This is a genomic window from Acidiferrobacterales bacterium (assembly GCA_028820695.1).
In the GTDB taxonomy this organism is placed as follows: Bacteria; Pseudomonadota; Gammaproteobacteria; order Arenicellales; family JAJDZL01; genus JAJDZL01.
In genome coordinates, this window is record JAPPIB010000042.1 from 50,400 (window position 1) to 62,727 (window position 12,328).

Consider the following 12,328-nt stretch of genomic DNA (forward strand, 5'->3'; position numbering starts at 1 on the left):
ATCGCAGATGGAAAATGTAACCAACATCAGTGACAAGTTGAAGGATTCGACTACTGAACGGGAAAAGGAAATCGGCCAGCATATCGGTTATCGATATGATGTGAATCTTGTTCCGGATTATTCCAGACTTACTCCGTTTCTGAAGGAGTACATTGAGTTTATGGGCTGGGATGATCTGAACTGGCTGGAAGATGTTCACCTGGGATATGAAGAAGGCGAACCCGCGGTATTTGACCGAAATATCAACGGTTGGGTTCAGGTGCCGAGTGATCTCGACCTGCCAGAAGGACAGCAGGACCGGGATATGGTTGCCAGGGAATTGTTAGTGAAGTTTCAGTGCTCGGAAGTACACCCGATGGTGGAACTCAATGCAGAGTATGGGAAGGTAAAACCACCGTCTGGAGATTGAATCTGACGTCTGAGTCATTTTACTGATCAGGTCTTCGTCAGCCACGATTCAAGACAGGGTTGAATAGGTACTCTCAAAAGAAGCCATGCCGGCAACGGCATGGCTTTTTTTACGATATGCAGTGCACTGGACCCATTCAGGTCAGATAACTTTCCATGGTGTCATCCATCGCTTCGATCCACTTCGTATGATGCACCGGTTGCATGTTGCTTGTCACCAGTGATCGATGACCATTGTCGCGATAACCAATGATACTGTCGTGTTTATGATGCTCCCAGTTCATGAAGGTGTCGCCCATCCCCTTGACATCAAACTCCGGATAGTCAACCTGGTCTAGCAGGACTCTGATGTAGTCAGCCTGAAAGAAGATTTCCTGTTCGTAGTCCGCCAGGGTGGCTTCGCGCTCAAGCCATGCGGCATCGTCTTTGTCCCGTTCCGTTCTTGACGGCACGTCGATGCGGCCCATAATGACATCTCGAACATACCAGGCTTGGACATCAAACATATTGAATGTGTAATATTGGTCCTGCATGCCAAGATACATGACTTTGGGGTTGTCGTTCCAGATTACACCCTGATAAAGATTGGGAGTCCACATCCTGTTCGTCGTGCTCAGCTGCAAGGGCTTGTCCATAAAGGGGAAATGGTGCAGATACCCTGTACAAAGTATGATTGCATCCACGTTCTTGCTTACGCCATTTTTGAAATGTGCAGTCTTGCCCTCAACCCGGGTCAGCAAGGGCACCTCCTCAAATGAATCCGGCCAGTGAAACCCGGTCGGTGCCGTTCGATGGCTGATTGTGAGAGAGTTGGCACCGTATTTATGACACTGGGATGCGATGTCCTCTGCTGAATAGCTGGTTCCGATTATGAGGACATCCATGCCTTCAAACTCACGGGCATCCCTGAAATCGTGCGCATGAAGGACACGTCCATTGAAAGTGTCAAAACCTTCGAATTGCGGTACGTTGGGGACCGAAAAGTGACCCGTAGCCACAACCACAGAATCAAACTGCTCTGTGACCGAGGAGTTCTCTTCCAGATTTCTTGCAGTCACTGAGAATTTTTCGGAGGTGTCATCGTAGCTGACCCATTGCACGGCATGATTGAACTTGCAAAATTTACGAATTCCGGATGATTCAGCGCGTCCCTTGATGTAATCGGTAAGTACCGCACGCGGTGGAAAGGAAGGTATTGCCCGTCCAAAGTGTTCCTCAAACGAGTAGTCGGCGAATTCAAGACATTCTTTGGGGCCATTTGACCACAGATACCGGTACATACTGCCGTGAACGGGTTCCCCATACTGATCTGTGCCGGTGCGCCAAGTGTAATTCCACAGCCCACCCCAGTCACTTTGCTTCTCATAGCAGACAATTTCTGGAATATCTGCGCCGTTTCTCTCGGCACAAGCGAATGCATGCAACTGTGAAATGCCACAAGGGCCGGCGCCAAGTACTGCGACTCGAGTCATTTGGTTGCTCCTTTTGTGATTTTTAGAAATTTCGTCATGTAGTTGATTGGCGATTATAACTAATGAAATCTTCCTGTGCATTTCATTCATTGGGCAACCAAATGCGGCGGTTGACCTCAACAAATCCATTCATCGCCTGAGCACACCTGTCCCAGCGGTGAAGGAAATTTCCAGGCCGACAGAAGGCACTTCGAGCCGCTTGAACAAATTTATTTTGTCTTAACTGCGCCATTGACTACAATTTACATAGTTAAAATTAAACTGTGGCAAATGCCGGAGGAAAATGCATGAGTCTTCAACAACAAGAATCAAGACGAAAGTTCTTAAAACAGATGGCTGCTGGCGCAGCTACAGTATCGGCAGCTGGACTCGTTCCAGGCCGAGCGTTCTCAGCTAACAAGACACTGACGGTCGGAATGAACATCCCGATGACCGGTGATCTGGCGCCTTGGGGCCTGCCGGGATACTACGGCTGCGAGATTATTGCGAACAATATCAATGCGGCTGGGGGAGTCACCATAGGTGGCGAGACATATGACTTGAAAATTGCGACCTACGACCATGCCTACGAAACCGACAAGGCAGTTCAAGGCATGAAGAAGCTGGTTTTGGAAGACGATGCCAAGATGGTCATGATGCTCGGTGGAGCTACGGTCGCTGCCGTTCTCCCGTGGGCAACTCGAAAGAAGGTCTTGACAACAACCCTTCTGCCGAGTGACATCACACCGGATTCGGAATATTTGGTTGCTACGTGTGAGTCGCATCCGCTCTATAACGTTACCGGAGTGCAGTATCTGGCAAGGGAATTCCCTGATGCCAAGACTGCGGTGATCGTGACCAACAACGACGTGGAATATGGTCTTCAATCGACCGCAACGTATCAGGCAGCCTTTGAAGTGGAGGGAATCGAGGTGGTCGACACCAACCTGCACGGATTTGATGTCACCGACTTCGCCCCGATTGTCAGTTCAGTTCTGGCGAAGAATCCTGACATCTTCTGCATGGCGACGAGTTTCTACGTCACGCCGATCATGGAGCAACTGTATCACCAGGGTTTCGAAGGCAAGATTGTGTCATGCACCTTGGATTACTATGACGAGATCATCCAGAAAACGAGTGTTGATTTCGTCAATGGTACTATTTTCCAATTCCCGGACTTCGATGATCCGGCACTGCTGGAAGAGGGAGTCAGTTTCCCTGATCCTGCGGGATTTGACGCAGCATTTCGAAAGGATCATCCCAATGACTGGTCAGCAGTTGCCTGGGAGTATCCCGTCATCTTGCTGAATTGGCTCGAAAACGCGAAAGCGGCCGGCAGTGTCGAGTCCGAAGCGGTAACCGCACACATGACCGGCAACAAGCAGGAGTTTGTATTCGGTGGCGGAGACTGGTGGGGCAGTCAGTTGTGGGGCCTCGACAATGTTCTGATCGGTCGCTGGCCGGTAGTCGTGGTAACCGACGGCAAAGCGAGAATCCAGGAATATGGTGATCTCGCCGGCTGGCTCGATGCTAACAATGATGTCCTGATCAAGCACATGAAAGATCTTGGGCTTAGAACAGTCTGACATCTGACGTAAACTTACCTGGGGGGAGAGAAGCAGTTGAATTCTCTCCCCTTCATTATTTTTGCTTGAGTAAACCAGAGAATTTCTATTGGATCTGTTTGTACAAACAATCGTAAATGGATTTATCCAAAGCGGATTCTATGCGCTGGCATCAATCGGCTTGGTTCTGGTGTTCGGAGTGATGCGCGTTGTCAACTTCGCGCATGGCGAATTGGTCATGGTGGGCGCGTACACAGTATGGCTGGTTCACGCTCAGCACGGCGCGCCGTATCTGCTGACTGTGGTTCTCGCGATCATTGTGGTAATGGGAATCGGGTTAGCGATGGAGCGATTTCTGTTCCGTCCTATGGTGAATGATCCACTCGGTGGGTTGATATGCTCGATTGGCGTACTGTTCATCCTGCAGGTGATCGCAACCTACGTAGGCGGTGAGGGTCCTTCCAAGCAGGTTCCACCGCCTTTCGAGGGAACCATGGTGATCATGGACTCCATTCGGATTCCAAATCAGAGACTGTTCAGCATCTGTGTATGCGTCGCGGCGCTTGTCACGTTGTGGCACTTCCTTACAAGAACCAAACTAGGTTGGGCGGTCAGGGCTGTATCCATGGACCGGGAGGCAGCTGCGCTTCAGGGAATCAGTACGGTTCGTATTTCCATGGTTGCTATCGGCGTCGGTGCGGCGATGGCTGGATTGGCAGGTGCGTTGATGGCTCCACTGACCAATATCAATCCGCATATGGGTCATAACGTCATCATCACCGCATTTATCGTCACTATCGTAGGCGGAATCGGCAGTCTGCCCGGTGCGGTGATCGCTGCGGTGCTTTATGCTCTGTTCCACACTTTCATGACAACATACTTCAGCGGAACGATTGCCACGATATCCGGACTGCTGATCATGGTATTGGTGCTGATCGTCCGTCCGACTGGAATCATGGGACACAGGGTAAGCGAGTGAGATGAACACGCCTGCGTTGAGAACCACAATACTGATTGCCGGACTGCTGATTGGTCTGGCCATACTGCCGCATTTTCTCAAGTATCATCAACAGGATTTTCTGATCTTCCTCACCATCAACATCCTTGTGGTTGTCAGCTATCGTCTGGTGACATTGACGGGTGAGTGGTCTTTGATCCACGCGGTCATGATGGGGGTTGGTGCCTATACGAGCGCCCTATTGAGTAAGAATTTTGACATCTCTTTCTGGATCACTCTTCCTTTGGCTGGTGTAGCTGCAGGCACCATGGCTGCGTTGCTGAGTTATCCATTGTTTCGCATGACGCAGTTTTATTTTCTGATTGGCTCGTTCGCAACCGGTGAGGCAATCCGCTTGTGCTGGATTCAATTTATCAAGCCATTTGGTGGAACAGGAGGTATCAGTGCGATTCCATCTCCCGAACTGCTTGATATCGATTTTCTTGAGCCGATACCCTATTTTTATCTGGTCCTGATTATCGTCACTGTCTGTGTATTCCTACTTTACCGAATAGAGAAATCCCGCATCGGATTGACATTGCATGCCGTTCACTGGAAAGCAGTACTGGCCGAATCCGTTGGGATCAACACGTGGAATTACCGTGCACTGGCATTCGTGATCGGTTCCTTGTTCGTTGGAATTGCCGGTGCTCTGAAAGTGCACTATATCGGTACAGTCGCGCCTAAACAATTCGACATCGGTTTTATGGTTTTCATACTCATTTGGGTAATTGTCGGAGGGTATCGAACCTTTTACGGTGCGATGCTTGGTGCTGTGGCGCTATCCGTACTGGACGAAACGCTGCGGGGAGTTGATCAGTTGCGGCCCGCTATTTATGGATTCACATTGATATTGTTTATTCTTTATCTTTCTGGCGGCCTGGAGCAGTTGCCGCAAAAACTTCGCAGAATTTTTTGGGTTGGAAAGCAGGGCAATGTCTGATGCCTATCCTTGAAGTAAGGAATCTGACGATGCAATTTGGCGGCTTGATTGCGGTCGATGATGTCAGTTTCGCGGTCGATGAAGGCGAGATTCATGGGTTGATCGGTCCGAATGGCGCTGGCAAGAGCACGACCTTCAAAGTCATTGCCGGATTCTTGACTCCAACGGGCGGGGATGTTGTGTTTCGCAACACCAGTATTAAGGGACGGAAGCCCTTCCGAATCGCCAAAGACGGTATTGTGCGCACTTTTCAGGAAACCACCCTGTTTCAGGAACTCAGTGTTTTTGACAATGTATTGATCGGCGTGCATAAGGAAGCCAAGACAGATGTGTTTTCGGCGGTGCTGGGACTTGACCGACAACGGCAGGCGCAGGCGTCGGCGGACGCCAATCGGGTTATTGACTTCATCGGACTCGGGGATCGCAGGGATCAACTGGCCGCGGAACTGCCACTTGGATTCCAGCGGGTGTTGGCGGTAGCTGTGGCATTGGCCTCAAAGCCAAGTCTGTTGCTTATGGATGAGCCGTTTGCCGGAATGAATCCGGAGGAGACTCGACATATGATGGATCTGACCCGCACTGTGCGCGAATCTGGGGTAACCATTGTGCTCGTTGAGCACAATATGAAAGCGGTGATGGGGTTGTGCGACCGTCTGACGGTGCTTAATTTTGGAACGGTGTTGGCTGACGGAACACCGGAGCAGATCAGAAACAATCCCGATGTGATCCAAGCTTATCTTGGAGGGCAGTGAGATATGCGGCTGGAAGTGAAAGATCTTGAGGTCAATTACCAAAATATCGCCGCACTGAAGGGAATCAGTTTTACGGTACCAAACGGGGCGTTCATTACCATAATTGGATCAAACGGGGCTGGCAAGAGCACAACATTGCGCACCATTTCGGGGCTCGTCAAGCCAAGTTCAGGTACCATTTCGGTCGACGGAGAACGTATTGATGGTCTGGCTGCCGATAAGATTGTAGCGTTGGGGATTTCTCATGTGCCTGAAGGTCGTCGCATATTCAAGGATCTCACGGTCGTTGAGAATCTGCATCTGGGTGCCTTCATTTACAAAGATCAGGATCGTATTGATCGCGACCTGAATGAAGTCTACAGCCACTTCCCAAGACTGCTTGAACGCAGTAACCAGCAAGCAAGGACGCTAAGCGGTGGTGAGCAGCAGATGCTGTCAATTGGAAGGGCGTTGATGTCTCGTCCGAAAGTTCTTTTGCTCGATGAACCGTCGTTGGGGTTGGCGCCACTTGTAGTTCAGGAGATTGGTGAGATCCTGCAGCAGATCAACCAGGCCGGTGTAACCGTCATCCTGGTAGAGCAGAATGCAGATCTAGCCCTTCGACTGGTCAACTACGGGCATGTATTGGAGAACGGAAGAATTACAATGAGCGACAAGGCGGGAAACCTTGCCAACAACGACCACGTCAGAAGGGCGTATCTGGGCGTCTAGTCGGATTCCGGATAGATTCCCCGAACCCTCGATTTTGTCGGATCAAAGTGAGGGAAGGGAACAACCGCAGCTGGGATTCTTTTCTGATGGTCGTCGAGTTTGCCGACCTGCACCTCAGTTCCATCTTCGGAAAACTCAATGTTCATTTTACATAGGGCAATTGTCTTGCCCAGAACGGGTGACACTGTGGAACTTGTGATATCGCCCACGCGATAACGTCCATTGAAAACTCCATCTCCCGACTCTGCCGCTTCACGTCCCACGAGTTCCAGCCCGACTAATTTTCTTTGTGGGTTGGCTTTCCGTCGTTCAAGCGCTTCCCGACCGATGAAGTTGTCTGTTTTCGATTTCAGCGGCACTGTGAAGGGGATGCCGGCCTCGAACGGATCGGTCTGTTCACAGAATTCATGACCAGCCAGGATCAGACCTGCTTCGATACGAAGCATGTCCAGTGCATCCATCCCCATAGGCGTTACCGGCATTCCATGCGACGGATCTATGATCATCTGCCAGACAGTGGCCGCATCTCGGGGGTGGCAGAATATCTCGTAGCCCAACTCGCCGGTATATCCGGTTCGTGACACAACTATGGGCAATCCAGCTGCATCCTGCATCCTGGCGACGGAAAAGCGAAACCAGCCCAATTCTTCCACCGATGCCTGATCGGGTCTGGTCCAAATCAACTGACTGAGCAATTTACGGCTATTCGGTCCTTGCACCTGCAGGTTGGCTAGTTGATCAGTCGAGTTCTTGACCCATACCTTGAGTCCGAGCTTTTCCGCCTGCTCGCGCAACCACAGTCCAGAACCGTCACATCCGCCGACCCAGCGAAAGTTATGCGGTGCAAGGCGAAAGACTGTTCCATCGTCAATCATCCCACCGGACTCATTGCACATCGCGGTATACGATACCTGTCCAACCGACAGTTTTTTCATATCCCGCGTGAGACAGGTCTGTAGAAGCAATTCAGCGTCAGGACCGAGAACCTCATATTTACGCAAAGCAGAAAGATCAGTTACGACTACGCCCCGTCGACATGCCCAATACTCTTCAATGGCACCTTGATTGAGATAACAGGACGGCATCCAATAGCCGGCGTTTTCCACATAATTACGGGTAAGCTTCGAGGTTTCTGAATGAAATCCGGTTTCCTGTGTCATGATAGGGTCAGCATCTGTAGTCATTCGTATTGCAATTGAACTTTTGAACAATTCCTTTCGGTCATAAACTCGCACCTGAATATCGGTGGGATTCCAAGCGTTGGCCGGATCAATGTCATCGGAACAGGACGAACTTACGCACACCATATCGCGCATGGCGCGCATCAGTACGTAATCGCCCGGGCGAGACCAAGGCTCATCGGAAAGGAGTTGAAAATTGTCGTCAAAGAATGAATTGAAAAACAAGTTGATCGCCATCCAGCCTTTGCGGGGTGCGACCGGATATTCCTCTAGAGCAAAATTGAAATTGTCCGAGCAGTTTGGGTGTCCGGGGTAGCCCATTTCATCGTAAGTCTTGCTGGTGCAGGCAAGTCCGAAACTGTCATGTCGCCCACAGGTATCCTGTACGACTTCGATAACGGGCTGAAGGTCAACGTCAAAGAATTTTGAGAACAATCCCGGGCTCGGGTAAGCCGCGCCCATCAAGGATCTCGTAACGGTAGCGTCAAGACATCTTTCCAGACCTTTGTCGAGTGCCGGAATGTCAAAACACTGGAAGTCGGAACACTGTCGTCCATCAATGTCCAGAACCTGGATATAGTCCCCAGCCTTGACTTCGTAAGTTACAGCAGTCGATGCTTCAATGCGGAAATCCTGTGTGGGGGCAGCAAGCGGGTCAGGCAAATCGTATGAGATGTGTTGAGCGGGAGAGTTACGCGTGACCCACACAATCAAGTCGGTCGGTGGGTTTTGCTGATCGACCGGCATTGGATTTCCCGGAGCACCGATAATTCCGATGCATTCCGTGTTGGAGTTCAGGCTGATTCGGGAACCCGGAGCGGTTTCTCCATCCAATAGCAACTTTGGCTGGGCAGTTGCAAGGTTCATATCGAACCTTTTCAATTTTGAGCGAATTGCATGGGCACCCGGAGTTTCGGCGTTGAGCATTTCCGCGAGAGTCTGACCTTCAACCGTCTTCCCTTTGCTGAACTGTCCGGAGCAATCAGTTCCATGAGAGTCAAAGGCCGCAATATGTGCACACTGCAGTCCTTCGGGGTCGACTATCTCAATCTGGTCGCCTGGCAGCAAGGGCATGAGAGTCATCGCGCCGCCTCGGACGACATATCTTTCCCGCCCAAGATTGAAAGGATTCAGTCCGGGTTCAAGCGCCTGCCTGGTTATTCCGGGTTCTAGAAGTTCTGGTAACATCAATTTCGCCCGATGGACTTAATTTTTTGCCAATAAAAGGTCTGCTTGAAAATTCTGCTGTGAAAAGTAGTATATCACTTGCCATGAATCCATTACATAGGTTGAGCATTCGCGGGTATTTTCCTGGACTTTGCATGCGAGACTATCAGAAAAGGCAATCAGCGGTAGCTTGGTGTCTGCAAAATTCAAATCTGCAGGGACTGTCTTGTTAAAATGTGCAGACAATGCCGGAACATTCAGTCCAATTCATTCGAGATAGTCATAGGTCAGGCTTCATCAGACGACTGGCGTGCATGGGAGCGTTGCTGGTTGCCTCGACGGGCATCGCATTTGCCGATGAAATGCTTGGTGAGATTTCTTACAGGACACTTATTCCCATCATTGCATTGGATAAGGGGATGGTGACCGAAGTGCATGCGGATATTGGCGATCATGTGTCATCCGGTGACGTCCTCATCGAGTTCGATCCAACCGTACACAAAGCCAGGGTGACAGCACGAAAAAGTGCGGTAGAGCGCATCAAGATCGAAGTTGACAGTCTTTCAGATAAGTTTGAAAGACAACAGGAAATGTTCGACCGTGGCTCGCTCTCGTTGCTGGCTTACGAGGAAACGGACAACGCGCTGAAGACTGTCAAAGCGAAATTGAAATCTGCCCAGTCCAAATTGTCTGTCGCTCAGCATTATGTGGAACGTACCAGATTGCGTGCGCCTATGGATTCAATTGTCCTAAGCAGGAATATTCATCCTGGCATGAACGTGGTTCCCGAATTACAGACAGAACCACTGATGGTTTTGGCCAGCGATGGGAATTTCACAGTGAGACTGGATATGGACTTCGACAACTGGTCGAAATTGAGAAAATCCGAGAGTTCGGTACAAATTGATGTCAATGGCACCACATTTACTCCGGATCTGACTGAGTCTATATTCCTTCCGGCCTCTTCGGAAAGCGGAACTGGTTTTGTTGTGGAACTGAGTATTCGTGACGATTCAGGTGTAGTGGTTCCGGGTACGTTCGCAACAGTCCGATTTCAATAAATTGATCTTGCTTCGATCCGCCGGGCCGGTTCGGCGCGGGTATGGACTATTTCGTAGCCACATTTCGGTTATTTTGCCTCGTTCCTCCACATCCATAGACTAAATTTCAGTTAGCCAATGGGGTGCGGTCTCGAGAATCTTCGGGTTCGCACCTAAGCATCAGGTGAAGAGCAATGCATTATGCAATTCTATGGATGTTCGGGACTGTGGTCAGCTATTCGGCAGTCGCCATAGCAACGCGAGAAGCATCCTATGTGGTTGACACCCCAACCATCCTTTTCATTCGTTCACTCGTTGCGATCGTCTTGGTCACTTTACTGTTGGGATTTTCCAGGCAGGGATTTACCCAGGTCCGAACTGATCGCGTGTACATGCATGTGGCAAGAAACTGCGTTCATTTTGTGGGACAGTTTGGCTGGTTTTTCTCCATCGCCCTGATTCCATTGGCTCATGTTTTCGCGTTGGAATTCACGACTCCGATCTGGATTGCACTGCTCGCTCCTGTTTTTCTCAACGAAAAGTTAACGATGAGCAGGGTGTTGTGCATACTGGTTGGGTTTGTCGGAGTTATGATCATTGTCCGCCCTTTTGGAATGGGAGTTGAAGTGGGGTCGGTTGCCATGTTGATTGGCGCGGCCGGATTCGCAGGTGCGATGCTTTTTACGCGAAAACTCCTGTCCACTGAATCGCCTCTTTGCATCCTGTTCTACATGGCGATCATGCAATTACCTATGTCAACCGGATTGCTGGTATTGTTCGGTGACTTCCAGTTTCCTGATCTTTCGACGTTGTTTCTGATCGTATTCATTACCGCTGGAGTAATGTTCTCTCATTACTGTATGGCACGTGCCTTTCAACTAGCGGAAGTCAGTGCTGTCGTTCCGGTGGAATATTTACGATTGCCGCTGATAGCAATCGCAGGTGCGTTGCTTTATGCCGAGCCAATTGATCTGGCGACCATTGTCGGCGGGGCGGCCATTATTGCGGCAAACTATATGAACCTACGTTCGTCCGCTCGTTGATTCGCAATGGTCGGAAAATGGGGAAATGGTGGGCGATACTGGGATTGAACCAGTGACCTCTGCCGTGTGAAGGCAGCGCTCCCCCGCTGAGCTAATCGCCCACAAATACGATTATAGATGATATGGGAAAGCGTGCCTGTGCACATGATTCTGACTCGGGCTGAGGTGGAAATCATTGGGAATCGTCCCTACTGCATAATTTCCTCTATTGTCTGTGGCTTTCGTAATTCAAGATAAAAATTGATTCAAACTGGGGTCAATCTCTCCACAAGCCACGCTTCGTCCGAGCTTTTCAGTTGTTCATTCCGAAGGTGATTTTTCGTTCACTCTGATACTTGTGGTGGAGCAGTGCGATGATCACCTTTGATATGTGCACTGGCGATAGATCGCTATTCAAGGCGGAAAAATACTGAGTTTCTGTTTTCGTGCCTTCAGTTGCAATTAGGCAGTGTCTGTCCGAAAACCAATTATGGTCTAATTATGTTAATCATAACAACGATGTAGAGGCAGATAAGCGGCACCGAAAGTATTCCAATTCAAGCCGATTTTCTGCCAAAACGAACTAAAAACACCCGATTCATACCATTTCGGCAAAATCTTCAGGCAAATACCATGCGAAAAGTCGAATCCACCCAGCATGAACTTGGCGCCAGTTTATTCACCGAAAGTGCACCACCTGCTTTCGCTCAATGAAGTCCAGGCCGGCCAGTGCCTCGATGCGGTTGCGGTCGAGCGATGGCTGAAAAGCGAAATCAAACGACTCAAGGGATTTGGGCAGCATCAGCCCGGCGGTAGCAATCGACATCCTGATGCGACGGTTCTCGCGATTGGTCAGCTCCTCGGTCAACAATGCATCCATCGCCTCCAACGCATTGAGCTGACCGTCCTCAAGCTGTCTGACAACCCAGGAGAAGTGCTCCAGCGCAAACGGCATCTTCAACCCGACCAGCGTCTGGCCGATATGGTCCAATACTGCGGCACTCATGGGCTCACCTGCTCATCGGCATCCGCCAGTCGCTGCCTGACCGGGTCGGCCGGCCGGACTTTGCGATGCGTCGGGTCTGTAGATA

General features: G+C 50.3%; 11 protein-coding genes and 1 tRNA gene. 8 read left to right on the plus strand and 4 right to left on the minus strand.

Annotated features, from left to right (window positions below):
* Window positions 1-7: 7 nt before the first annotated feature.
* Window positions 8-409: a hypothetical protein gene (locus OXI60_06015; protein MDE0309373.1), complete on the plus strand. Its 402-nt coding sequence runs from the start codon at window positions 8-10 to the stop codon at window positions 407-409.
* A 136-nt stretch (window positions 410-545) separates the two neighbouring features.
* On the opposite strand, the gene OXI60_06020 is transcribed toward OXI60_06015, so the two are convergent.
* The gene (locus OXI60_06020; GenBank protein MDE0309374.1) at window positions 546-1,880 is read right to left on the minus strand and encodes an NAD(P)/FAD-dependent oxidoreductase; all 1,335 of its coding nucleotides are present in this window, start codon (window positions 1,878-1,880) and stop codon (window positions 546-548) included.
* A 287-nt stretch (window positions 1,881-2,167) separates the two neighbouring features.
* On the opposite strand from OXI60_06020, the gene OXI60_06025 reads away from it, so the two are divergent.
* The 5 genes from OXI60_06025 (at window position 2,168) to OXI60_06045 (ending at window position 6,827) form a co-directional block, all read left to right on the plus strand.
* The gene (locus OXI60_06025) at window positions 2,168-3,445 is read left to right on the plus strand and encodes an ABC transporter substrate-binding protein (GenBank protein ID MDE0309375.1); all 1,278 of its coding nucleotides are present in this window, start codon (window positions 2,168-2,170) and stop codon (window positions 3,443-3,445) included.
* 88 nt (window positions 3,446-3,533) lie between these two features.
* Window positions 3,534-4,403, plus strand: coding sequence for a branched-chain amino acid ABC transporter permease (locus OXI60_06030; GenBank protein ID MDE0309376.1), 870 nt, complete (start codon window positions 3,534-3,536; stop codon window positions 4,401-4,403).
* Between the two features lie 16 nt (window positions 4,404-4,419).
* Window positions 4,420-5,364, plus strand: coding sequence for a branched-chain amino acid ABC transporter permease (locus OXI60_06035; GenBank protein ID MDE0309377.1), 945 nt, complete (start codon window positions 4,420-4,422; stop codon window positions 5,362-5,364).
* Window positions 5,364-6,116, plus strand: a complete 753-nt coding sequence (locus OXI60_06040; protein MDE0309378.1) for an ABC transporter ATP-binding protein — start codon at window positions 5,364-5,366, stop codon at window positions 6,114-6,116. Before OXI60_06035 ends, OXI60_06040 begins: the two co-directional genes overlap by 1 nt.
* A 3-nt stretch (window positions 6,117-6,119) precedes the next feature.
* Window positions 6,120-6,827, plus strand: a complete 708-nt coding sequence (locus OXI60_06045) for an ABC transporter ATP-binding protein (protein MDE0309379.1) — start codon at window positions 6,120-6,122, stop codon at window positions 6,825-6,827.
* Here OXI60_06045 and OXI60_06050 read toward each other — a convergent pair.
* Window positions 6,824-9,196, minus strand: a complete 2,373-nt coding sequence (locus tag OXI60_06050) for a DUF1989 domain-containing protein (GenBank protein ID MDE0309380.1) — start codon at window positions 9,194-9,196, stop codon at window positions 6,824-6,826. The genes OXI60_06045 and OXI60_06050 overlap by 4 nt on opposite strands.
* Before the next feature lie 224 nt (window positions 9,197-9,420).
* Between OXI60_06050 and OXI60_06055 the strand changes: the two genes are divergently transcribed.
* A complete protein-coding gene (locus tag OXI60_06055) occupies window positions 9,421-10,236 on the plus strand; it encodes a hypothetical protein (protein MDE0309381.1) in 816 nt (271 codons plus the stop codon).
* Between the two features lie 173 nt (window positions 10,237-10,409).
* Entirely contained in the window at window positions 10,410-11,258 is an 849-nt protein-coding gene (locus OXI60_06060; protein MDE0309382.1) for a DMT family transporter, read from the plus strand.
* Between the two features lie 26 nt (window positions 11,259-11,284).
* Here the strand turns inward: OXI60_06060 and OXI60_06065 are convergent.
* Window positions 11,285-11,359, minus strand: a tRNA-Val gene (locus OXI60_06065).
* Between the two features lie 557 nt (window positions 11,360-11,916).
* Window positions 11,917-12,243, minus strand: coding sequence for an ATP-binding protein (locus OXI60_06070; protein MDE0309383.1), 327 nt, complete (start codon window positions 12,241-12,243; stop codon window positions 11,917-11,919).
* Window positions 12,244-12,328 lie beyond the last annotated feature (85 nt).